Genomic DNA, 21,591 nt, shown 5'->3' on the forward strand with positions numbered 1-21,591 from the left:
AGGCACCGGTGCGCGCAGCGCACCCTACGAAGCGGCTCCTCGGGTAGCCATAAAAAGAAAGGCCACCCCATGGGGTGGCCTTTTCATTTCTGCAACGCCCGATCAGCTATGGCGGATCAGGTGGTCGAAGGCGCTCAGCGATGCCTTCGAGCCTTCGCCCATGGCGATGACGATCTGCTTGTACGGCACGGTGGTCACGTCACCAGCCGCGAACACGCCAGGGATATTGGTCGCGCCCTTGGCATCGACGATGATCTCGCCAAAGCGGCTGAGCTCCACGCTGCCCTTGAGCCAGTCGCTGTTAGGCAGCAGGCCGATCTGCACGAAGATGCCTTCCAGTTCGACGGTGTGCAGCTCCTCGGTGGTGCGGTCCTTGTACACCAGACCGGTGACTTTCTGACCGTCGCCCTTGACCTCGGTGGTCTGCGCGCTCTTGATCACGGTCACGTTAGGCAGGCTGCCCAGCTTCTTCTGCAGTACCGCGTCGGCACGCAGGGTGTCGGCAAATTCCAGCAGGGTCACGTGAGCAACAAGACCGGCCAGATCGATGGCCGCCTCAACGCCGGAGTTACCGCCGCCGATCACTGCCACGCGCTTGCCCTTGAACAACGGGCCGTCGCAGTGCGGGCAGAAGCACACGCCCTTGGCCTTGTATTCCTGCTCCCCGGGCACTCCCATCTCGCGCCAGCGCGCGCCGGTGGAGAGAATCACGGTCTTGGCCTTTAGCGAGGCGCCGTTCTCGAACTTAACCTCATGCAGACCGCCTTCGCTGCTGGCCGGTACCAGAGCCGAAGCGCGCTGCAGGTTCATCACGTCGACTTCGTATTCCTTGACGTGCTCCTCCAGCGCGCGCACCAGTTTCGGGCCTTCGGTTTCCTTGACGGAGATGAAGTTCTCGATGGCCATGGTGTCCAGCACCTGACCACCGAAGCGCTCGGCGGCAATGGCGGTACGGATGCCTTTGCGCGCGGCGTAGATGGCAGCCGCCGCACCGGCCGGGCCACCACCGACTACCAGTACATCGAAGGCGTCCTTGGCGCTCATCTTCTCGGCGTCGCGGTTGGCAGCGCCGGTGTCGATCTTGGCAAGGATTTCCTTCACTTCCATGCGACCGGAAGCGAAGACCTCACCGTTCAGGTAGATGCTCGGCACAGCCATGATCTGGCGACGTTCGACTTCTTCCTGGAACAGCGCACCGTCGATGGAGACATTGCGGATATTGGGGTTGAGCACGGCCATCAGGTTCAGCGCCTGGACCACGTCCGGGCAGTTCTGGCAGGACAGCGAGAAGTAGGTCTCGAACGCGAACGTGCCTTCGATGCTCTTGATCTGCGCGATGGTGTCAGCGTCCAGCTTCGACGGATGACCGCCCACCTGCAGCAGCGCCAGCACCAGCGAGGTGAACTCGTGGCCCATGGGGATACCGGCGAAGGCAACGCCGGTGTCTTCACCCGGACGGTTCAGGGCGAAGGACGGACGGCGGGCATCGCTGCCGTCGGTCTTGAGAATGATCTTGTCGGTCAGGCCGACGATGTCCTGAAGCAGGCCCAGCAGCTCCTGAGATTTCGCGCTGTCATCGAGGGACGCGACGATCTCGAACGGCAGGGTGACCTTTTCCAGGTAGGCCTTCAACTGGGCTTTAAGATTGGCGTCCAACATGGCGGAAATTCCTCAAATACGAAAATTCGGGCAATAAAATGCCCGGGCGGATCGCGCCCGGGCATCGGGCACCACAAGGGCCGGTTAATGGCCCAAACAGCGCAGGTAGCAATTGCAAAACGGATTTCAGAGCGTCGCGAACGACGGCTAGGCTAGGCGTAATCTGGCGAGGGCGCGGAGTGTACTGAAGTACATGACAAGCCCGAGTCTGATTACAACGCTGCCTAGCCGAGCGCAGCAGCTCTGAAGCCGTTTTTAGATCTTGCCAACCAGATCCAGCGAAGGAGCCAGAGTGGCTTCGCCTTCTTTCCACTTGGCCGGGCAAACCTGACCCGGGTTAGCGGCGGTGTACTGAGCGGCCTTCAGCTTGCGCAGAGTCTCGGAAACGTCGCGAGCGATTTCGTTGGAGTGGATCTCAACGGTCTTGATCACGCCTTCCGGGTTGATCACGAAGGTGCCACGCAGAGCCAGACCTTCTTCAGCGATATGCACGCCGAAAGCGTTGGTCAGCTGGTGGGTCGGGTCGCCGATCAGCGGGAACTGTGCCTTGCCAACGGCCGGCGAAGTTTCGTGCCATACCTTGTGCGAGAAGTGGGTGTCGGTGGTCACGATGTAGACCTCGGCACCAGCCTTCTGGAACTCGGCGTAGTTATTGGCAGCGTCTTCGATTTCGGTCGGGCAGTTGAAGGTGAAGGCAGCCGGCATGAAGATCAGTACCGACCACTTGCCCTTCAGGCTCTGCTCGGTGAGCTCGACGAACTCGCCAGCGTGGAAAGCGTTGACCTTGAACGGTTGTACCTGAGTGTTGATGAGGGACATCTCTGACTCCTTCTGAGGTTTCTGTGAGGGTTTGAAATCTACAGGACGTATCTTAGCGACCTAACGAAAAAAAGCTTATTGATTACGGCCATGATATTGATTGAATGAGCCAATCGTTGGCCGAGCCCGCGCCAGGCGCGGGCTAGCAGGCTGTTGAAAACTACCTGCGTTGCCATTGCTGCGTTAAAAACAAGCTCAAAATGCTCATTTACAACTCGTAAACTCCGCTTTTTCGCCTGTTTTTGTGGGGCCGCCATCGGTATTGCACTGGCTGCCTCGCCTACGTTTTTCAACGGCCTGCTGGAGCTCTCGCTCAGACAAGATCGGGATCGATAAGCAGCGCGATTTTACCCGCAACCTGATTACCGGCGAGTGTCTCGAATGCCACTTCGCTGTCTTTGAGCGCAAAACTGCGCTCGAGTTGCGGCTTCAAGCGCCCTTCTGCGAACAGCGGCCAGACCTGCTGCTGCAGATCGCGCAACAGATCGGCCTTGAACTGATCGTCACGATTGCGCAGTGTCGAGCCGATAAGTTGAATGCGCTTGCCCAGCACCTGGGCCAGGTCCAGGGTGGCCTCGCGTCCGCCCATCAAACCGATATTGATCCAACGACCATCACGGCCCAGCAATTCCAGATTGAGTGCCGCGTACTGCCCGCCAACCGGATCGAGGATCACATCGAACGGCCCGAAATCACGCAGCGCTTGCAGATCTTCGCCGCGCAAGGCGCCGCCCTGGGCACCGAGCGCTTCGCAGTAAGCCAACCGCTCTGGTGAGCCAACGCTGACCCAGCAGGGGCTGCCGAATGCCTTGCACAGCTGGATGGCGGCCGAGCCGACACCACTGGCGCCGGCATGTAGCAGGACTTTCTCGCCGGGACGCAGGGCCCCGAGCTGGAACAGATTGAGCCAGGCGGTGGCGTATACCTCGGGCACCACAGCCGCCTCTACCAGGCTCAAACCCTCTGGCACCGGCATGGCGTGGCGAGCATCGAGTACGACCTCATCGGCCATGCCACCGCCCGCGAGTAGACAGCAGACGCGATCCCCCACTTGCCAGGCACTCCCGGCGCCCACTTCGACCACCACCCCGGCGCACTCCAGGCCCAGCGCCTGGCTGGCACCCGGCGGTGGCGGATAAAGCCCGGCGCGCTGCAACAGGTCAGCACGGTTTAGCCCGGCTGCAGCCACCTTGACCCGAATCTGCCCCGCGTCACAGGCCTGCGTCGGTTGTTCCAGCCACTCTGCACGCCCTTCGACGCCTTGCAATGCCTTCATGCTGCCTCCATAGTGCAAGTGAACCGAGCCCAGCGCAGACCGCCGGGCTTTTGCCTAGCGCCAACGGAACCTGGCGCCCTCAAATACGGCCTAATATGCGTTATCAACTGCCACTACGTCGAATCAGCATGAAGCGCTCTCTTGCAAGCACCGCCCTCGCCCTCGTAATCGGCTTCAGTGCCCTGCCGCTGGCGGCCAAGACCACCACAGCGACCAGTTGGGACTATCTGCAGCCGGACCGCGAGCAGGTGATCGCCAGCCTCAACGTAGTGGAGCTGCTGCGCCGCCACCACTACAACAAGCCGCCGCTGAATGACGAGCGCTCGATTCAGATCTATGACAACTACCTGAAGTTGCTCGATCCATCTCGCAGCTATTTCACGGCGGCTGACATCGCCGAGTTCAACCAGTGGCGCAGCAAATTCGATGATCTGCTGAAAAGCGGCGACCTCGAGCCGGGCTTCACCATCTATCGCCGCAACCTGACCCGCATGGAAGAGCGCCTGAACTATGCGCTGACGGAGCTGGGCAAGGGTGTAGACAAGATCGACTTCACTGCCGACGAGCAATTGCAGGTTGATCGCGAGAAAGCGCCCTGGGCCAAAGACAGCGCTGAACTCGACGAACTGTGGCGCAAGCGTGTCAAAGATGAAGTGCTGCGCCTGAAGATCGCCGGCAAGGAAACCAAGGACATCCAGGAACTGCTGAGCAAGCGCTACAAGAACCAGTTGGCGCGCCTCAAGCAGACCCGTGGCGAGGACGTGTTCCAGGCCTACATCAATGCCTTCGCCACCACCTACGATCCGCATACCACCTACCTGTCGCCGGATAACGCGGAAAACTTCGACATCAACATGAGTCTGTCGCTCGAAGGTATCGGCGCCGTTCTGCAAAGTGACAACGAGCACGTCAAGGTAGTACGCCTGGTACCGGCCGGTCCGGCCGAGAAGAGCAAGCAGATCGCTCCGGCAGACAAGATCGTCGGCGTTGCCCAGGGCAACGACGAAATGGTCGACGTCATCGGTTGGCGCCTGGACGAAGTGGTCAAGCTTATTCGCGGCCCGAAGGGCTCAACCGTCCGTCTGGAAGTGATCCCGGCCAGCAATCCGCCCAGCGACCAGACCAGCAAGGTGGTCACCATCACCCGTGAAGCGGTCAAGCTGGAAGAGCAAGCCGCCAAGAAGAAGGTTCTGGAGCTCAAGCACGAGGGCCGTGACTATAAGCTCGGTGTGATCGAGCTGCCGGCCTTCTACCTCGATTTCAAGGCTTTCCGTGCTGGCGACCCGAACTACAAGAGCACCACCCGTGACGTCAAACGCCTGCTCGACGAGCTGCAGGCCGAGAAGGTCGATGGCGTGGTCATTGACCTGCGCAACAACGGCGGTGGCTCGCTACAGGAAGCCACCGAACTGACCAGCCTGTTCATTGAACAAGGCCCCACCGTACTGGTACGCAACGCCGATGGTCGTGTCGACGTACTCGCCGATGAGAACAAGGGCGTCTACTACAGTGGCCCGCTGGCCGTATTGGTCAACCGCCTGTCCGCCTCGGCCTCGGAGATCTTCGCTGGCGCCATGCAGGACTATCACCGCGCGCTGATTCTCGGCGGCCAGACCTTCGGCAAGGGCACGGTGCAAACCATTCAGCCGCTCAACCATGGCGAACTGAAACTGACCCTGGCCAAGTTCTATCGCGTTTCCGGCCAGAGCACTCAACATCAGGGCGTGATTCCCGATATCACCTACCCGGACGTGATGGACACCAAGGACATCGGCGAAAGCGCGCTGCCTGCGGCTCTGCCCTGGGACAGCATTCGCCCGGCGATCACCCCCGAACTGGACCCGATCAAACCCTTCCTGACCGAGCTGAAAGCTCGTCACGATCTGCGCACGGCGAAGGACCCGGATTTCGTCTTCACTCGTGACCGCCTGACTCTGGCCAAGAAGCTGATGGCGGAGACCACCGTCAGCCTCAACGAGCAAACCCGCCGGACGCGACAGGCTGAGGTCGAAGCCAAGCAGCTGGCACTGGAAAATCACCGCCGCCAGGCCAAGGGCGAAGAGCCGCTCAAGGAACTGGAAAAAGAAGACGAGGACGCACTGCCAGTCGCCGATGAGAAGAGCACGCCGGAAGATGACGCCTACCTGGCAGAGAGCGGACGCATCCTGCTCGACTACCTGGGCCTGAACCCGTCACTGGCGCTGCATTGAGACGACTCATCGAGCGTCATCAAATCGTCATCGAACTGTCGTGAAATAAAGGGCCGGCCATAAGCCGGCCCTTTCGTTTCCGGCAGATCGAGCAAATCATGACCGTCACCGAGCAGTTGAGCGCACTGGGAAATATCCTCGCTCACGGCGACCTCAGCAGCCTGTTCCAGCCTATCGTCTCGCTGTCCGAACAGCGCATTCTCGGCTATGAGGCACTGACCCGTGGCCCCTCCAACAGTCCACTGCACTCGCCGTTGACGCTGTTCGCCGTCGCCCGTCACGCAGGACGTCTGAGCGAGCTGGAAATGGCGTGCCGCAAGAGCGCCTGCAAGGGCTTCAGCTCAATGGGGCTGGAGGGCAAACTGTTTCTCAACGTCTCGCCGGAGTCGCTGCTGGACCCCAGCCACCAACCAGGGCGTACCCTAAAACTGCTGCAGGCTTACGGTATCCCACCGAGCCAGGTGGTGATCGAACTCACCGAACAATCGCCCACTGAAGACTTCGCCCTGCTCGACAATGCGCTGCATCACTATCGCGCCATGGGCTTCTCGATTGCCCTGGATGACCTCGGCGCGGGCTATTCCAGCCTGCGTCTGTGGTCGGAACTGCGCCCGGACTACGTGAAGATCGACCGCCATTTCATCGACGGCATCCATCAGGATGGGGTGAAACGCGAGTTCGTCGGCTCAATCCTGAAGATGGCCGAAGCCTCGCGGGCTCAAGTGATAGCTGAAGGCATCGAACTGCCCGAAGAGCTGGCCGTACTGGCAGAGATGGGTGTCGACCTGGTGCAGGGTTACCTGCTCAGCAGGCCCCAGGAAAAGCCGCCACGCGATGCACGCCAACTGCTGCCTCAGGTCCTGAGCAATCAGGTCAGTCTCAGTGAGGATAACCATGACCTCAGCGCCCTGCTCAACGACCAGCCCGCGGTCGATCAGCACACGGCCATCGCTGAAGTGCTGGACGTATTTCGTGCCCAGGCCAACCTGAACTCCCTGGCCGTACTGGACACGCAGCACCAACCGGTCGGTATCGTCCACCGTCACTCGCTGTCCGAAGCGCTGCTCAAGCCCTTCGCCACCGACCTGTTCGCGCGCAAACCCATCAGCCGCCTGATGAGCCAGGACTTTCTCGCTGTGGAACTGACGCAGTCCCTGCAGAAGGTCAGTCGCCTGCTCACCAGCCGCGCGCGCCAGCGCATCGAGGAAGACTTCATCATCATCCAGAACGGTCGCTACCTGGGCCTGGGCAGGGTGATTGACGTCCTCAAGCTGATCACCGAGCAGAAGCTGCAGCAGGCCCGTCACGCCAATCCGCTTACGCTGCTGCCGGGTAACGTACCGATCCAGCAATGCCTTGGCCGCCTGCTACAACAGCAGCGCGAAGCTGCGGTGTGCTATGTGGATCTCGACAGCTTCAAACCCTTCAACGACCTCTACGGCTACGCCAAGGGCGACGAGGTGCTGCTGTGCCTGGCGCAGTGCCTGAATGATCGGGTCGATCCGGCCCGCGATTTCGTCGGGCATATCGGCGGTGATGACTTCATGCTGGTGCTCGGCTCGCCAGACTGGCGCGAAAAGCTCGGCAAGCTGGTCGAGGATTTCCAGAATCAGTGCCGACGCTTTTATCGCGACGAGCATCTTCAGGCCGGCTGCTTCATCGCCCACAACCGCCACGGGCAACGCCAGGAATATGCGCTGCTGTCGCTTTCGATCGGCGTGGTGCACGTAAAAGCGCAAGATTGCGCCCAGCTAGATGCCTCGCGCCTGGCCGAAATGGCCTCTGAAGCCAAGCGTCAGGCCAAGGCCGTGCCTGGCTACAGCCTGCATATCCTAGAAGGCTCAACGGCCTGAGCGAGTAGCCTCATCCGCCATGGCGGCATAGCGCTCGGCGACTTGCAGGTCTGCGTCCAGCCCGGCAGCGCCATCGCGATAGAGCTGACTCAGACGGCTGGCAGCCAGAGGATGGCCGGCAGCCAGTGCCATTTCCCACCAACGGACTGCTTGCGCGGCATCCGGCGCATGCCTGGTATCGCCCTGCAAGGCCAGCACACCCAGTTGATAGGCGGCCTTGCCGTCACCGCCATTGGCAGCCAGGCGTAACAACCTCAACCCTTCCTCGCGCGCACCGAGGCCCTGCCCCCTGAACAGCAGAATATGGCCGTAAAAGCTCTGCGCCGTGCTGTCACCGAGATTGGCCATACGTCCGTATTGGCCCTGCATCCATTGCCACAAACGTGGCTGACGCAGCGCCGCAGGTAAATGAAACAGACGTCGGGCCAGCCAGTAGCCCAGGCGTGCGCGTAACTGCCAGAGCCACCTAGACATCGGCGGGGTAATCGAACTCGAACACCCTGACCACCTCGGCAGCATGCCAGGATGCAGCCGCCACGCCATCGGAAGCGCCACTGAAGCGTCCCAGGCTCGTCACGCAGTCGAAGAATCCGGTACGCGGCAGGCGACTGGCGCCCTGGCTGATCACCAGCGCGCTGCGCAGCGGGCGCTCAGCGCGGGCATCCAGTGCCGCCAGATGCTCCAGTGCAGCGGTCAGCGTCTGCATGGCCGGCGTGGGTAGATCGAGACGCTCGATCAGCGCGCGGTAGGTCAGTAGATGACGCTGACGGCGAGCGTCGTCAAGCTCCGTCAGCAGTGCCTGCCAGTGTTGACGGCTGATACGTACGCTCAAGACCAGCCCTCCAAACCCAGCTCCCAGGCCAGCGAACGTAGAATCGCGGCATCGGGTTGGCGCTCGCCGCTCTCGATCATCGCCAGGTAGTGCGGGCTGATCCCGACGCTACGCGCCAGACTCTCTGCTGCCAACCCCTTGGCCTCACGCAGCGCGCGCAGCTGACCGAGCGCTGGCCGCCTGGCCTCGACCGGCTGTTCAACGGCGCTGGCCTGTGCCGCCGGCTGATGACCTGCGGCCTGCAACAGGGCCTGATACTCGGCCCACGGCAGCACCGCATATTCCGGTTCGCCATCACGGGCAATGATTTGCACACTCATGAGTCTCTCCGTTGGAAAGCAGGGCCGACAACCTCGACCCCTTCCTTGCACGCGGCCATCTTAACAGGCGTGTGGCGCCTGAGGCGTGCTCTATACTGCCGGGGCATCAAGCACGGTTCCAACACTACGGCGCCAGCCATATCTGTGCGGAAACGACCCCGTAAACTTGCGTGGGGAGTCGCCTTGAGAAGATCATGCGCATTGTCGCTCGGGTTGCTGAGCAACTTCTGTAGCGCCGAAAGCCTGATGTGGGGTTACGGCCCAGCCGACTCCATGCCCTATGTGGGCCTGGAACAACAGCACGTGGAACATGGGCTGGCCTATCAAGTCAGCCAGCAAATAAGCAAACGCTTCGGCCTGCCCGTTGAGTTTCTCGAAACACCCAACAACCGGCTTGAGCCCTACCTGCAACAGGGCCGCCTGCACCTGATCTGCAACACCAACCCCGAATGGGTCAGCCAGCCGCAACAGTATCACTGGTCACCGGCACTTTATGACGAACAGGACGCCCTGCTGCAGCGCACGGACCAACCGGAGCTGACCAGCCTTGCCAGTCTTTACGGCAAGGTGCTTGGTACCAGCCTCGGCTACATATATAGCCAGCCCCTGATGACCGCATTCAGCACTGGCAAGGTCGCCAGGCAGGACGTACGCGACCTGGATACCAGCCTGCACATGCTCGACAGGCAGCGCCTGGACGCGGTGATCGACATGCAGCGCAACCTGGCCTACAAGCTCGCTCAGCATCCACAGATGCAGCTGCACTTCAGTCCCTGGGTGGTGCAGCGCTATGAGGTCTACTGTGCCTACAGCAGCCACCTGCCCATCCCGGCAGAACGACTGGACGCCTTACTGCTGGAGCTGCGTGATGAACGCATGATCGACCAATGGCTGGATGAAGCCGTCAGGAGTGCAGCGGATCGACCCGCTCCGCTGTCGGCAGTTGCTCGATGAGCGCCAAACGCTCCGGGCTTTGTTGGTCGCGCCAGGCCCTGAAGGCTTCGAGCTCGCCATGCCAGGTGCGCATTACCCAGGCCAGCACGGCGAGGTCATCGACGAAACCAACGCCGACCAGCCAGTCGGGAACGGCATCCAACGGGGTAAGGAAGTACAGCAGTGCAGCCACCACCATCAACAGCGCCTGACTGCTGATCTGCCGGTACTCACCCTTGAACCAGGCCAGACTGAGTGCACGCAGCAGCTGCAGGTCCTCTTTGAGAGCAGCGAAGCGTTGTCCTTGGGGCGTGCGCTTGTCAGCCAGCGCGCGGAGCAACTCCGGCAACCGGCCTTCACGCAGAAAGCGGGCCGCCAGCGGCAGGTAACGCGTCAGTTTCCAGGAAGTTTTCATTCGGCCTCCTCGGCAAGCCAGGCAGTATCAGGGCTTGCCTCGCTTATCCACCGAAGCTGTGGATAAATCTGTGCAAAGTCTTTCGACAAGCTTATCAAAGCCCCGTGGCATGGGGCCTGGACTTAGATCGGATATTTTTTATACAGCATATAAAATCTATGAAAATCAATAGGTTGCTGATTGACACAAGCATGACTCAGTTGTAGCCCAGATTTGTTAGGAATGTTTCCCGAGATGTGCATAAGCGTAACACCCTGATCTCCACATCCTTGTTTACAACCCCCAGAAACGACAGCGCCCCGTCAAGACGGGGCGCTGTAAACGAGTACCGAGTGTTACTGCTCGGTCGGCTCGGCTGCCTGATCCTTGATGGCGATCAGTTCCAGGTCGAATACCAGTACCGAGTTGGCCGGAATCGCCGGGGACGGGCTCTGCTCGCCGTAAGCCAGCTCGCTGGGGATGTACAACTTGTACTTCTCACCGACATGCATCAGTTGCAGGCCTTCGACCCAGCCCGGGATCACGCCGCCGACCGGCAGATCGATGGGACTACCACGCGCGACGGAGCTGTCGAAGACGCTGCCATCGGTCAGTTTGCCTTCGTAGTGAACGGTCACCACGTCGCTTTCCTTCGGCTGCGCGCCGTCGGCCTTCTTGACCACTTCGTACTGCAGGCCGGAAGCGGTGGTCACCACCCCTTCACGCTTGCCGTTCTCTTCAAGGAACTTCTTGCCGGCTTCAGCGGCTTCCTTGTTCAGCGCAGTCATGCGCTCTTCAGCACGGTTTTGCAGGAAGGAGAAGGCCTCGACCATCTCTTCGTCCTTGATGCGCGGCTCCTTCTTCGCCAGCGCATCCTCGATACCCTGAGCGACGGCCTTGGAATCCAGGTCATCCATGCCTTCTTCGGACAGACTGCGCCCCATGTTGAGGCCAATGCCGTAGGAGGCTTTCTGCGCCGGGCTCTTGAGTTCGACTTCGCTGGTTTGCGAATCGCAACCGGCAAGCACCAGGCCCACCAGGGCAACCGCTGCCGCCAAACGATGCTGTTTCATGCTTGTTCCTTGTAGATGCGCCCGAAGGCCGTCGTGTGAAAGCGCGAGCTTAGCAGTACGCCGCAATCACTGGCTACGGCATAGGAGCCGAGCAATGCGCATAAGTTCAAGCAAACAAAGGATTTTTTCGAAGATTTCGGCGTATGCCGAGGCGTTGTCACAGGAGGGGATGAAGCGAGGTAAGAATGGCGCAGCGGACGGGACTCGAACCCGCGACCCCCGGCGTGACAGGCCGGTATTCTAACCGACTGAACTACCGCTGCGCGTAACTGCGAGATTGGTGGGTGATGACGGGATCGAACCGCCGACCCTCTGCTTGTAAGGCAGATGCTCTCCCGGCTGAGCTAATCACCCTTCACTCTCGAAGTGGGGCGCATTCTAGAGAGCGATCCCGACCTTGGCAAGCCCTCTTCACAAAAAAATTTATCGCCGCAGCAAGAACTTAGGCGAGACCAGCGAATTTCCTCAGCGGCTCGTTGTCAGGGTTGGCCTGAGCACGCCAGCGGAGAATAATGCGCGCTCTGTGCCGGCGGACCGATCATGATCCTGTTGATGGCCCGCCACCTTCATCCGTCGCTGCGCGCCGGCTTTCCCGAACGGGAGAGCCCGAGGATGGCGCCAACCCTCGACTTCATCATCAATGGAGAATCACCCGCTCATGTGGTTTCGTAACCTGCTGGTCTACCGTCTCACCCAGGACATTCCTTTCGACGCCGAAGCACTGGAAACCGCACTGGCCAGCAAGCCGGCACGTCCCTGCGCCAGCCAGGAGCTGACCACCTACGGTTTCAACGCGCCCTTCGGCAAGGGCGCCGATGCTCCGCTGGTGCATGTCAGCGGGGACTTCCTGCTGATCGGCGCACGCAAGGAAGAGCGCATTCTGCCGGGCTCGGTGGTGCGCGATGCGCTGAAGGAGAAGGTCGACGAAATCGAAAACACCCAGATGCGCAAGGTGTACAAGAAAGAGCGCGACCAGATCAAAGACGAAATCGTCCAGGCCTTCCTGCCGCGCGCCTTCATCCGCAAATCCGGCACCTTCGCTGCCATCGCGCCGAAGCAGGGTCTGATCCTGGTCGACAGCGCCAGCGCCAAGAAGGCCGAAGACTTGCTCTCCACACTGCGTGAAGCCATCGGTTCGCTGCCAGTACGCCCGCTGTCGGTGAAGATCGCACCGACTGCCACCCTCACCGACTGGTTGAAGAATCAGAGCGCTGCCGAAGGCTTCTTCGTACTCGACGAGTGCGAGCTGCGCGACACCCACGAGGACGGCGGCGTGGTGCGCTGCAAGCGCCAGGACCTGACCAGCGAGGAAATCCAGCTGCACCTGTCCACCGGCAAGCAGGTCACCCAGCTGTCACTGGCCTGGCAGGACAAGCTGTCGTTCGTGCTCGACGACAAGCTGACCATCAAGCGTCTGCGTTTCGAAGACGTGCTGCAGGAGCAGGCCGAACAGGACGGCGGTGACGATGCCCTGGCTCAGCAGGACGCCAGCTTCATCCTGATGATGATGACGCTGGTGGAGTTCTTGCCGGAGCTGTTCACCGCACTGGGCGGCGAAGAGATTCCGCAGGGCATCTGATGCCCCCTGGGTGGATGACGCTTTTTTCATCCACCATTCGGACAGACGGTGGACAAGCTTCGCGTTGTCCACCCTCCCCCTCAGATCAGTGACTCGAGACTCTCGGTAAAGGCACTGGCACCCTTCTCGGCCGAACTGAAGTTGTGGCGCATGAAGGCGAACAGCTCACGCCCACAACCCATTGCCTGAGCAGGCCGCGCAGCCGGCTCGCGCGCTGCGAATTCGGCATCGTCGACCTGCAGCAGCAATTCTCCCGTCAGACCATCGAGGCGTATCAGATCGCCATCGCACACCCGCGCCAACGGCCCGCCATCGAATGCCTCCGGGCACACATGAATGGCCGCCGGGATCTTGCCTGAAGCACCGGACATGCGCCCATCGGTTACCAGCGCCACCTTGAAACCGCGATCCTGCAACACACCGAGATAAGGCGTCATCTTGTGCAGTTCCGGCATACCATTGCTGCGCGGCCCCTGAAAACGCACCACGGCGACGAAATCGCGCTCCAGCTTGCCGGCCTTGAAGGCTTCGACCAGATCCAGCTGATCCTCGAACACCAGCGCCGGCGCTTGCACCACCTGATGCTCGGGCGCCACCGCAGACACCTTCATCACCCCACGCCCCAGGTTGCCCTGCATCAGGCGCAGCCCCCCCTCAGCCGAGAACGGCCGCGCCACGGGACGCAGTACGCTCTCCTCCAGGCTTTCGGTCGGACCGTCGCGCCAGACCAGCTTGCCCTCTTCCAGGAAGGGCTCGCGGGTGTAACGCGACAGCCCGCGCCCGGCCACGGTGTTGACCTCTTCATGCAGCAACCCGGCGTCGAGCAGCTCACGAATCAGGAAGGCCATGCCGCCTGCGGCCTGGAAGTGATTGATGTCGGCCTTGCCGTTGGGATAGACGTGCGCCAGGGTCGGCACCACCTCGGACAGATCGGCCATGTCCTGCCAGGTCAGCAGAATGCCGGCGGCACGGGCGATGGCCGGCATGTGCAGGGTGTGGTTGGTGGAACCACCCGTGGCATGCAGCGCAACGATGGAGTTGACCAGGCAACGCTCGTCGACGATCTCGCCGATGGGCATGAACTGGCCACTCTGCCTGGTCAGGCGCGTGACCTGCTGCGCGGCTTCACGGGTCAGCGCATCACGCAGCGGCGTACCCGGATTGATGAAGGAAGCTCCCGGCAGGTGCAGGCCCATCACTTCCATCAGCAACTGGTTGGTATTGGCCGTGCCGTAAAAGGTGCAGGTTCCCGGCCCGTGGTAAGCGGCCATTTCCGCAGCCAGCAGCTCGTCACGGGTCGCCTTGCCCTCGGCGTAACGCTGGCGCACATCGGCTTTCTCCTTGTTGGATAACCCCGAGGTCATTGGCCCTGCCGGCACGAACATGGACGGCAGATGACCGAAACGCAGCGCCCCCATCACCAGCCCCGGGACGATCTTGTCGCACACACCCAGGTACAGCGCCGCGTCGAACATGTTGTGCGACAGCGCCACGGCGCTGGCCATGGCGATCACCTCACGGCTGGCAATCCCCAGCTCCATGCCCGGCTCACCCTGCGTGACGCCATCGCACATGGCTGGCACGCCACCGGCGAACTGGCCCACCGAGCCCATCTCGCGCAGGGCCTGCTTGATCTGTTCGGGAAAGGTTTCGTAGGGCTGATGGGCCGACAGCATGTCGTTGTAAGCAGACACGATGGCCACGTTCGCCGCATCCATCAGCCGCAGGGTCTGCTTGTCGTGACCACTGCAACCCGCTACACCGTGAGCGAAGTTGGCGCACTGCAGCTTGCCACGTTGCGGCCCCTCGCTGGCAGCCGCACGAATCATCTCAAGGTAGCGCTGGCGCGTGGCGCGACTGCGCTCGACAAGCCGTTCGGTAACTTCAACAACGCGGGGATGCATGTGGAATCTCCAGGCTAGATTCTAGCGTCTGTTCGTATTTACAACAAAATACTGCCACTCAGCGGGCTTGATTTCTAGAGCAATGGGAATAATCTTGTAATTACAACAACAATTTGACGAGACCCTCACCATGACTCTACGAATCGCCATCAATGGCTTCGGCCGTATCGGGCGCAACGTGCTACGCGCACTCTATACCCAGAATTATCGCCAGCACCTGCAGGTCGTGGCGATCAACGATCTGGGCGACAGCGCGATCAATGCCCACCTGCTGCAATATGACAGCGTCCACGGCCATTTCCCCGAGGAAGTTAAAGTGGACGGCGAAAGCCTGTGGATCAGGGGTGATCGCATCGCCGTCAGCGCCATTCGCAATCCGGCCGAACTACCCTGGAAGACCCATCAGGTCGATGTGGTGCTCGAATGCACCGGGCTATTCACCGAACGCGACAAGGCCGCTGCGCATCTCGCAGCCGGCGCACGCAAGGTGCTCATCTCCGCGCCCGCCAAAGGCGCCGATGCCACCGTGGTGTATGGCGTCAACGAACAGGTGCTGACGCCTGACATGCAGATCATCTCCAACGCGTCCTGCACCACCAACTGCCTGGCGCCGGTGGCGCAGGTGCTGCATCGCGAGCTGGGCATCGAACAGGGGCTGATGACCACCATTCACGCCTACACCAATGACCAGAACCTTTCGGACGTTTACCACAGCGATTTGTACCGTGCGCGTTCGGCGACCCAGTCAATGATCCCGACCAAGACCGGCGCCGCAGAAGCGGTCGGCCTGGTATTGCCGGAGCTGGCCGGCAAGCTCACCGGCATGGCCGTGCGGGTGCCGGTGATCAACGTGTCCCTGGTCGACCTGACTCTACAGGTCAAGCGCGAGACCACTGCCGAGGAAGTCAACGCCCTACTCAAGGCCGCCAGCGAGAAGTCCCCGGTGCTGGGCTACAACGCGCTGCCGCTGGTGTCCTGCGATTTCAACCACAACCCGCTGTCATCGATCTTCGACGCCAACCACACCAAGGTCAGCGGCAAGCTGCTCAAGGTAATGGCCTGGTATGACAACGAATGGGGTTTCTCCAACCGCATGCTGGACAACTGCCTGGTCCTGGCCCGCCTGCATTGAACGAGGAGGCTCGATGAGCCGTATCAGTTTCACCAGCGCCCAGTTGCCGTCGCGCAAACGTATCGCCCTGGTGGCGCACGATCACTGCAAAGGCTTCCTGCTGGATTGGTGCGAACGCCAGCGCGAGCGGCTGGCCAACCATCAACTGCTGGCCACTGGCACCACCGGCCTGCTTTTGAGCAAGCGCCTGGGTTTGCCGGTAGAGAGCATGATCAGCGGCCCGCTGGGCGGCGACCAGCAGATCGGCGCGCGCATCGCCGAACAGCGCGTGGACATGCTGGTGTTCTTCTGGGACCCCTTCGAGCCGCAGCCACACGACCCGGACATCAAGGCCCTGCTACGCGTCGCAGCAGTGTGGAACATCCCGGTCGCCTGCAACGAGAGCAGCGCCGACTACCTGCTCAGCAGCAGCCTGCTGGAGCAACAGCATGAGTATCGCATTCCCGATTACCAGGCCTACCTGGCGGCACGCGGATAGGGTGTCGCGGGGCCGCCTAGGTCATGCGCACCAAAGCCGACGCGCGCGGCGCACCCTACGCAAAGCCGCTGTCATCCTCTGCGGCACCTGACTGCTGACGCGCCACTAGAAATCCACCCTGCCCCGTCCCGCCTTGATCACCCCACGCTTGCTCTTGCCGTCCAGGCGGCGCTTTTTCGAACCCAGGGTCGGCTTGGTCGGGCGACGCTTCTTTTCCACCTTGCCGGCGCTGCGGATCAGCTCGACAAGACGTTCGAGAGCGTCAGCGCGATTCTGCTCCTGGGTTCGATACTGCTGCGCCTTGATGATCACCACGCCATCAGCGGTGATACGACTGTCAGCGAGCGCCAGCAGGCGCTCCTTGTAGAACGGTGGCAGCGACGACGCCTGGCTGTCGAAGCGCAGATGCACCGCACTGGATACCTTGTTGACGTTCTGCCCGCCGGCGCCCTGGGCACGGATGGCGGTCAGTTCGATTTCATCATCGGGAAGGTGAATACTGTTGGAGACGATCAGCATGGCCGTGATTTCTTGAAAGGCATGGACATCAGGATACCCGCCGCAGCTGTAATCTTTGCTTGAAATTTCCCCACGGCATTCGCTCGACACCTCGGCTAACGTAGCGGCCAGACTTTTTCCGGAAGCACTCGATGGACTCCATAACCCAGGCGGTACTCGGCGCCAGCATCCAGGGCGCGTTGCTCGGTCGCTGGCAGGGCCGCAAAGCTCTGCTCTACGGCGCGATGCTCGCTACCGTTCCCGATCTGGACGTGGTCATGGAATACGGCGATGCCGTGGCCAACATGACCTACCACCGCGGCTTCAGCCATTCGCTGTTCGTCCTCAGCGGCGTTGCCCTGCTGCTGACCTGGCTGGCCAGGCGCTTTCGCCCTCACCCCGGCTACTCGGCCAATCGCCTGCTGCTGACATTGTGGCTGGTGCTGATCACCCATCCGCTGCTTGACGCTTTCACCAGCTATGGCACCCAGTTGTTCTGGCCGCTGATGCCAACGCCCACTGCCTGGTCCAGCCTGTTCATCATCGATCCGCTGTATACCGTGCCGCTGATCGCAGCGGTGTTGATCAGCCTGTTCACCGGGCTGCGCGAGCAGAGTTGGCGTGTACCGGCCGTGGCGCTGGCCGTATCGACGCTGTACATCGGCTTCAGCCTGACCGGCAAATTCATGGCCGAGCAGCGCGTGGAGCACCAACTGGCGCGCCAGGGCATCCAGGCCGAACAGCTGTTCACTACGCCGACGCCGCTCAACACGCTGCTGTGGCGCGTCATCGTGCTCGATGGCGAGGACTATCACGAAGCACTGGTCGGCTGGTTCGATGACGAGGCGCCGCAACTGCAACGCCTGCCGCGCGGCACGCACCTGCGCGAGCAACTGACGGACTCGTCCATGCACCAGCGACTGGAGTGGTTCACTGGCGGCGTGCTGCGCTACGACCAGGTGGGTGATCGCTTGATCGTCACCGATCTGCGCCTGGGCATGACCGGCTTTCATCCCTTCCGCTTCGATTTTGCCCGCCTGCAGGACGGTCAGTGGCACGTGCATGAGCGCATCGACCGCCTGCCCTTCGAGCGCGGCGAGGCCGAACACCTGGCTCTGCTGTTCAAGCGCATCTGGCAACCCGAACTGAAGGTTCCACTGCTGGCCTGGGCCGGCGAGTTGCAGAAACCACTTTTAACTGAGACCCGCTCGCACTGACAGCGTTACTATCGGCGTCCCATCCTATTGAGGCAGGACGCCTGCAATGCTGTTTCGCCGCTTCGAGTCCCTGATCGACGTCTTCAAACCAAGCTCCGACGTCGCCCCGCCAACTGGCATGCTGCGCTTCTACGGCCACTACCTGAAACAGGTGTGGCCGCTGATGCTGGCGGTGCTGATCATCGGCTTCTTCGCCGCCCTGATCGAGGTCGCGCTGTTCAGCTTCCTCGGTCAATTGATCGACATGGCCCAGGCCAGCACGGATGCCAGCAGCTTCTTCAGCGAGCACCAGAACGCGCTGCTGTGGATGGTGCTGGTGGCACTGGTCATCCGCCCCGTGGTGTTCGGCCTGCACAATCTGCTCACGCACCAGGCAGTCAATCCGGGCCTGACCAACCTGATCCGCTGGCAGAACCACCGCTACGTGCTCAAGCAGAGCCTGAGCTTCTTCCAGAACGACTTCGCCGGCCGCATCGCTCAGCGCGTGATGCAGACCGGCCCCTCGCTGCGCGACTCGGCCATGCAGGTGATCGATGCGCTGTGGCATGTGGTGGTCTACGCCGGCAGCGCGCTGTATCTGTTCGCTGCCGCCGATCTGCGCCTGGTGGTGCCGCTGTCGTTGTGGATAGTCGGTTACAGCGCAGCGCTCTGGTACTTCGTGCCGCGCATCAAGGCGCGCTCGGCCGCCGCTTCCTCGGCGCGCTCCAAGGTCATGGGGCGCGTGGTCGATGGTTACAGCAACATCGCCACGCTCAAGCTGTTCGCCCACTCGCAGGAAGAGGAAAGCTACGCCCGCGAAGCCATGCAAGACTTGCTCGAGAAATTCCGCCTGCAGTCGCGCACCATCACCGCCCTGGACTTTCTCATCACCTGCCTCAACGGCGTACTGATCGTCGGCACTGGCGCCCTGGCCCTGTGGCTGTGGAGCCAGTCGCTGATCACCACCGGCGCCATCGCTCTGGCGCTGGGCCTGGTGATCCGCATCAACAACATGGCCGAATGGATCATGTGGGTGGTCAACGGCATCTTCGAGAACGTCGGCACCGTGCAGGACGGCATGCAGAGCATCGTTCAGCCACGCCTGGTGCTCGACCACGCAGATGCCAAGCCGCTGCAGGTGACGCAAGGCAGCGTGCGTTTCGCGGACATCCACTTCCACTATGGCAAGAAGGGCGGCGTGATCAGCGGCCTGGACATCGCCATTGCACCCGGCGAGAAAATCGGCCTGGTCGGCCCATCCGGTGCCGGCAAGTCGACCCTGGTCAACCTGCTGCTGCGGCTGTACGACCTGGAAAGCGGGCGCATCCTGATCGACGATCAGGACATCGCCACGGTGACCCAGGAAAGCCTGCGCGCCAACATCGGCGTGGTGACCCAGGACACCGCCCTGCTGCACCGCTCGATCCGTGACAACCTGCGCTACGGCAAACCCGGCGCCAGCGACGACGAACTCTGGCAAGCAGTACGCAAGGCCCGCGCCGATACCTTCATCCCCACCCTTGATGACAGCCAGGGCGGGCGCGGCATGGATGCTCAGGTCGGTGAGCGCGGCGTGAAGCTGTCAGGTGGCCAGCGTCAGCGCATTGCCATCGCTCGCGTGCTGCTCAAGGACGCGCCGATTCTGGTGCTGGACGAAGCCACCTCGGCACTGGACTCGGAAGTGGAAGCGGCCATTCAGGAAAGCCTGGACAGCCTGATGGAAGGCAAGACGGTGATCGCCATCGCCCACCGCTTGTCCACCATTGCACGGATGGATCGCCTGGTGGTGATCGATCAGGGACAGGTCATCGAAACCGGCACCCACGCCGAACTGATCGCTCACGGCGGCCTGTATGCGCGCCTATGGCAGCATCAGACCGGTGGTTTCGTCGGGGTGGAATGAAAACCACGCAGTAGGGTGCGCCGTGCGCACCGAGAGGATCAGCCGTAGCCCCGGATTAGCCGCAGACGTAATCCGAGTATCCGGAAGCGGCCAAGGGATCTGGTGCGCACGGCGCACCCTACGGTTCCGGGCTGCAACATTAGTCAGCCGGACAGATCACTCAGCAGCCGGCTTCTTGCGCTTGAGCGGCGCGCTGCCATCGGCGCTGACCAGCACAGACGGTTTGCCAGCAGGACGCGGGCCGGTCTTGCGCTTGGAAGCGGTGGCTTTCTTCGGGTCTTTCTTCTCGGTCTTTTTCTTCTTGCTGCCGGCAGCCTTGCCGGACGCCTTGAGGTTCTTCGGCCCCTGGTAGATGCCTTTCAGCTCCTTGATGGTGCGACGCTCGAAACGCTGTTTGAGGTAGCGTTCGATGCTCGACATCAGGTTCCAGTCGGTGTGGCAGATCAGCGATACCGCCAGGCCTTCGCCCCCGGCGCGGCCAGTACGGCCGATACGGTGCACGTACTCATCGCCTGAGCGCGGCATGTCGAAGTTGATCACCAGGTCCAGGCCTTCGACGTCCAGGCCGCGTGCAGCCACGTCGGTGGCCACCAGGACCTTGACTGCACCCTGGCGCAGGCGGTCGATGGCCAGCTTGCGATCCTTCTGGTCCTTCTCGCCATGCAGCACGAACGCCTTGACCCCGGCGGTCACCAGCTTGCCGTAGAGACGATCGGCCTGCACACGGGTGTTGGTGAAGACGATGGCCTTGTCATAGGCCTCGTTGGTCAGCAACCAGTCGACCAGTTGCTCCTTGTGGTAGTTATGGTCGGCCGTGATGATCTGCTGACGGGTACCTTCATTGAGCTGGCTGACGCTGTTGAGCATCAGGTGCTGCGGATCCTTGAGCACCTTGGCGACCATCTCGCGCAGGCCGTTACCGCCGGTGGTGGCGGAGAACAGCAGGGTCTGATGCGGACCGCAGGCCTCGGCCAGACGCTGAGCGTCTTCGGCGAAGCCCATGTCGAGCATGCGGTCGGCCTCGTCGAACACCAGCACCTCGACTTCGTTCAGCGGCAGGTTGCCGGCGTTGGCGTGCTCGATCAGACGGCCCGGCGTGCCGATCAGGATATCGATCTTGCGCATCATCGCGGCTTGCACCTTGAAGTCCTCGCCACCGGTCACCAGGCCGGCCTTGAGGAAGGTGAACTGGGCGAAGCGCTCGACTTCCTTCAGCGTCTGCTGGGCCAGCTCACGGGTCGGTAGCAGGATCAGCGCACGAATGCTCACGCGCTGCTGCGAGTTGCCATCACCGAGCAGGCGATTGAGCAGCGGCAGGACGAAAGCGGCGGTCTTGCCACTGCCGGTCTGGGCGATCACCCGCAGGTCCTTGCCCTCCAGCGCAGGCGGAATCGCTGCCGCCTGCACCGGAGTTGGCTCGACGAAATTAAGCTCGGCCACGGCTTTCAGCAGGCGTTCATGCAGGGCAAATTGGGCAAACACGGGGGCACTACCTCAAAGAAATCGACAAAACGATGCATAGCCTAACGGTT

General features: G+C 61.7%; 20 protein-coding genes and 2 tRNA genes. 9 read left to right on the plus strand and 13 right to left on the minus strand.

Annotated features, from left to right (window positions below):
- Window positions 1–102: 102 nt before the first annotated feature.
- The 3 genes from ahpF to H3221_RS10945 form a co-directional block, all read right to left on the minus strand.
- On the minus strand, window positions 103–1,659 hold the full coding sequence (gene ahpF, locus H3221_RS10935) for an alkyl hydroperoxide reductase subunit F (RefSeq protein ID WP_196475383.1): 1,557 nt from the start codon (window positions 1,657–1,659) through the stop codon (window positions 103–105).
- A gap of 255 nt (window positions 1,660–1,914) precedes the next feature.
- On the minus strand, window positions 1,915–2,478 hold the full coding sequence (ahpC, locus tag H3221_RS10940; RefSeq protein WP_160020638.1) for an alkyl hydroperoxide reductase subunit C: 564 nt from the start codon (window positions 2,476–2,478) through the stop codon (window positions 1,915–1,917).
- A 313-nt stretch (window positions 2,479–2,791) separates the two neighbouring features.
- Entirely contained in the window at window positions 2,792–3,754 is a 963-nt protein-coding gene (locus H3221_RS10945; RefSeq protein WP_196475382.1) for an NAD(P)H-quinone oxidoreductase, read from the minus strand.
- 128 nt (window positions 3,755–3,882) lie between these two features.
- On the opposite strand from H3221_RS10945, the gene H3221_RS10950 reads away from it, so the two are divergent.
- The gene (locus tag H3221_RS10950) at window positions 3,883–5,964 is read left to right on the plus strand and encodes a carboxy terminal-processing peptidase (protein ID WP_196475381.1); all 2,082 of its coding nucleotides are present in this window, start codon (window positions 3,883–3,885) and stop codon (window positions 5,962–5,964) included.
- A gap of 98 nt (window positions 5,965–6,062) precedes the next feature.
- The gene (locus H3221_RS10955) at window positions 6,063–7,817 is read left to right on the plus strand and encodes a bifunctional diguanylate cyclase/phosphodiesterase (RefSeq protein WP_196475380.1); all 1,755 of its coding nucleotides are present in this window, start codon (window positions 6,063–6,065) and stop codon (window positions 7,815–7,817) included.
- On the opposite strand, the gene H3221_RS10960 is transcribed toward H3221_RS10955, so the two are convergent.
- The 3 genes from H3221_RS10960 to H3221_RS10970 are packed head-to-tail and all read right to left on the minus strand — an operon-like array spanning window position 7,806 to window position 8,969.
- Window positions 7,806–8,291 (minus strand): SEL1-like repeat protein, encoded by a 486-nt coding sequence (locus H3221_RS10960; protein ID WP_196475379.1) that lies wholly within the window; start codon window positions 8,289–8,291, stop codon window positions 7,806–7,808. The genes H3221_RS10955 and H3221_RS10960 overlap by 12 nt on opposite strands.
- Window positions 8,284–8,649, minus strand: a complete 366-nt coding sequence (locus H3221_RS10965) for a hypothetical protein (protein ID WP_074675518.1) — start codon at window positions 8,647–8,649, stop codon at window positions 8,284–8,286. The genes H3221_RS10960 and H3221_RS10965 overlap by 8 nt, the downstream gene beginning before the upstream one ends.
- A complete protein-coding gene (locus tag H3221_RS10970; RefSeq protein WP_196475378.1) occupies window positions 8,646–8,969 on the minus strand; it encodes a helix-turn-helix domain-containing protein in 324 nt (107 codons plus the stop codon). Before H3221_RS10970 ends, H3221_RS10965 begins: the two co-directional genes overlap by 4 nt.
- A 183-nt stretch (window positions 8,970–9,152) precedes the next feature.
- Between H3221_RS10970 and H3221_RS10975 the strand changes: the two genes are divergently transcribed.
- Window positions 9,153–9,923 (plus strand): substrate-binding periplasmic protein, encoded by a 771-nt coding sequence (locus H3221_RS10975; RefSeq protein ID WP_224490549.1) that lies wholly within the window; start codon window positions 9,153–9,155, stop codon window positions 9,921–9,923.
- Here the strand turns inward: H3221_RS10975 and H3221_RS10980 are convergent.
- The 4 genes from H3221_RS10980 to H3221_RS10995 form a co-directional block, all read right to left on the minus strand.
- A complete protein-coding gene (locus tag H3221_RS10980; protein ID WP_196475377.1) occupies window positions 9,874–10,317 on the minus strand; it encodes a YkvA family protein in 444 nt (147 codons plus the stop codon). The genes H3221_RS10975 and H3221_RS10980 overlap by 50 nt on opposite strands.
- Window positions 10,318–10,652: 335 nt before the next feature.
- A complete protein-coding gene (locus H3221_RS10985) occupies window positions 10,653–11,369 on the minus strand; it encodes an FKBP-type peptidyl-prolyl cis-trans isomerase (protein ID WP_196475376.1) in 717 nt (238 codons plus the stop codon).
- A 186-nt stretch (window positions 11,370–11,555) separates the two neighbouring features.
- A tRNA-Asp gene (locus H3221_RS10990) sits at window positions 11,556–11,632 on the minus strand.
- Between the two features lie 15 nt (window positions 11,633–11,647).
- Window positions 11,648–11,723, minus strand: a tRNA-Val gene (locus H3221_RS10995).
- 186 nt (window positions 11,724–11,909) lie between these two features.
- Here H3221_RS10995 and H3221_RS25610 point away from each other — a divergent pair.
- Both H3221_RS25610 and rdgC read left to right on the plus strand, forming a co-directional pair.
- Entirely contained in the window at window positions 11,910–12,041 is a 132-nt protein-coding gene (locus H3221_RS25610) for a hypothetical protein (RefSeq protein WP_263482740.1), read from the plus strand.
- Window positions 12,028–12,948 (plus strand): recombination-associated protein RdgC, encoded by a 921-nt coding sequence (gene rdgC, locus H3221_RS11000; protein ID WP_160020646.1) that lies wholly within the window; start codon window positions 12,028–12,030, stop codon window positions 12,946–12,948. Before H3221_RS25610 ends, rdgC begins: the two co-directional genes overlap by 14 nt.
- Window positions 12,949–13,028: 80 nt before the next feature.
- Here the strand turns inward: rdgC and edd are convergent, their stop codons facing one another.
- On the minus strand, window positions 13,029–14,852 hold the full coding sequence (edd, locus tag H3221_RS11005; RefSeq protein ID WP_196475375.1) for a phosphogluconate dehydratase: 1,824 nt from the start codon (window positions 14,850–14,852) through the stop codon (window positions 13,029–13,031).
- Window positions 14,853–14,982: 130 nt separating this feature from the next.
- Between edd and gap the strand changes: the two genes are divergently transcribed.
- Both gap and H3221_RS11015 read left to right on the plus strand, forming a co-directional pair.
- On the plus strand, window positions 14,983–15,984 hold the full coding sequence (gap, locus tag H3221_RS11010) for a type I glyceraldehyde-3-phosphate dehydrogenase (protein ID WP_196475374.1): 1,002 nt from the start codon (window positions 14,983–14,985) through the stop codon (window positions 15,982–15,984).
- A gap of 13 nt (window positions 15,985–15,997) precedes the next feature.
- A complete protein-coding gene (locus H3221_RS11015; protein WP_196475373.1) occupies window positions 15,998–16,462 on the plus strand; it encodes a methylglyoxal synthase in 465 nt (154 codons plus the stop codon).
- A gap of 105 nt (window positions 16,463–16,567) precedes the next feature.
- On the opposite strand, the gene arfB is transcribed toward H3221_RS11015, so the two are convergent.
- Entirely contained in the window at window positions 16,568–16,981 is a 414-nt protein-coding gene (gene arfB / locus H3221_RS11020; RefSeq protein WP_196475372.1) for an alternative ribosome rescue aminoacyl-tRNA hydrolase ArfB, read from the minus strand.
- A 131-nt stretch (window positions 16,982–17,112) separates the two neighbouring features.
- Between arfB and H3221_RS11025 the strand changes: the two genes are divergently transcribed.
- Window positions 17,113–18,177, plus strand: a complete 1,065-nt coding sequence (locus H3221_RS11025; protein WP_196475371.1) for a metal-dependent hydrolase — start codon at window positions 17,113–17,115, stop codon at window positions 18,175–18,177.
- A 46-nt stretch (window positions 18,178–18,223) separates the two neighbouring features.
- The gene (locus H3221_RS11030; protein WP_196475370.1) at window positions 18,224–20,059 is read left to right on the plus strand and encodes an ABC transporter ATP-binding protein; all 1,836 of its coding nucleotides are present in this window, start codon (window positions 18,224–18,226) and stop codon (window positions 20,057–20,059) included.
- A 156-nt stretch (window positions 20,060–20,215) separates the two neighbouring features.
- Here H3221_RS11030 and H3221_RS11035 read toward each other — a convergent pair whose 3' ends face one another.
- Window positions 20,216–21,541 (minus strand): DEAD/DEAH box helicase, encoded by a 1,326-nt coding sequence (locus tag H3221_RS11035; protein WP_196475369.1) that lies wholly within the window; start codon window positions 21,539–21,541, stop codon window positions 20,216–20,218.
- Window positions 21,542–21,591: the final 50 nt, after the last annotated feature.

Origin of the sequence: Pseudomonas chaetocerotis, assembly GCF_015712105.2 — a bacterium.
Classification (GTDB): Bacteria; Pseudomonadota; Gammaproteobacteria; order Pseudomonadales; family Pseudomonadaceae; genus Aquipseudomonas; species Aquipseudomonas chaetocerotis.

What these genes read in the sequence shown, in the direction of transcription:
- ahpF (WP_196475383.1), bottom strand. Translation starts at nt 1,659, where the DNA reads ATGTTGGACGCCAATCTTAAAGCCCAGTTGAAGGCCTACCTGGAAAAG.
- ahpC (WP_160020638.1), bottom strand. Translation starts at nt 2,478, where the DNA reads ATGTCCCTCATCAACACTCAGGTACAACCGTTCAAGGTCAACGCTTTC.
- H3221_RS10945 (WP_196475382.1), bottom strand. Translation starts at nt 3,754, where the DNA reads ATGAAGGCATTGCAAGGCGTCGAAGGGCGTGCAGAGTGGCTGGAACAA.
- H3221_RS10950 (WP_196475381.1), top strand. Translation starts at nt 3,883, where the DNA reads ATGAAGCGCTCTCTTGCAAGCACCGCCCTCGCCCTCGTAATCGGCTTC.
- H3221_RS10955 (WP_196475380.1), top strand. Translation starts at nt 6,063, where the DNA reads ATGACCGTCACCGAGCAGTTGAGCGCACTGGGAAATATCCTCGCTCAC.
- H3221_RS10960 (WP_196475379.1), bottom strand. Translation starts at nt 8,291, where the DNA reads ATGTCTAGGTGGCTCTGGCAGTTACGCGCACGCCTGGGCTACTGGCTG.
- H3221_RS10970 (WP_196475378.1), bottom strand. Translation starts at nt 8,969, where the DNA reads ATGAGTGTGCAAATCATTGCCCGTGATGGCGAACCGGAATATGCGGTG.
- H3221_RS10980 (WP_196475377.1), bottom strand. Translation starts at nt 10,317, where the DNA reads ATGAAAACTTCCTGGAAACTGACGCGTTACCTGCCGCTGGCGGCCCGC.
- H3221_RS10985 (WP_196475376.1), bottom strand. Translation starts at nt 11,369, where the DNA reads ATGAAACAGCATCGTTTGGCGGCAGCGGTTGCCCTGGTGGGCCTGGTG.
- H3221_RS25610 (WP_263482740.1), top strand. Translation starts at nt 11,910, where the DNA reads ATGATCCTGTTGATGGCCCGCCACCTTCATCCGTCGCTGCGCGCCGGC.
- rdgC (WP_160020646.1), top strand. Translation starts at nt 12,028, where the DNA reads ATGTGGTTTCGTAACCTGCTGGTCTACCGTCTCACCCAGGACATTCCT.
- edd (WP_196475375.1), bottom strand. Translation starts at nt 14,852, where the DNA reads ATGCATCCCCGCGTTGTTGAAGTTACCGAACGGCTTGTCGAGCGCAGT.
- gap (WP_196475374.1), top strand. Translation starts at nt 14,983, where the DNA reads ATGACTCTACGAATCGCCATCAATGGCTTCGGCCGTATCGGGCGCAAC.
- H3221_RS11015 (WP_196475373.1), top strand. Translation starts at nt 15,998, where the DNA reads ATGAGCCGTATCAGTTTCACCAGCGCCCAGTTGCCGTCGCGCAAACGT.
- arfB (WP_196475372.1), bottom strand. Translation starts at nt 16,981, where the DNA reads ATGCTGATCGTCTCCAACAGTATTCACCTTCCCGATGATGAAATCGAA.
- H3221_RS11025 (WP_196475371.1), top strand. Translation starts at nt 17,113, where the DNA reads ATGGACTCCATAACCCAGGCGGTACTCGGCGCCAGCATCCAGGGCGCG.
- H3221_RS11030 (WP_196475370.1), top strand. Translation starts at nt 18,224, where the DNA reads ATGCTGTTTCGCCGCTTCGAGTCCCTGATCGACGTCTTCAAACCAAGC.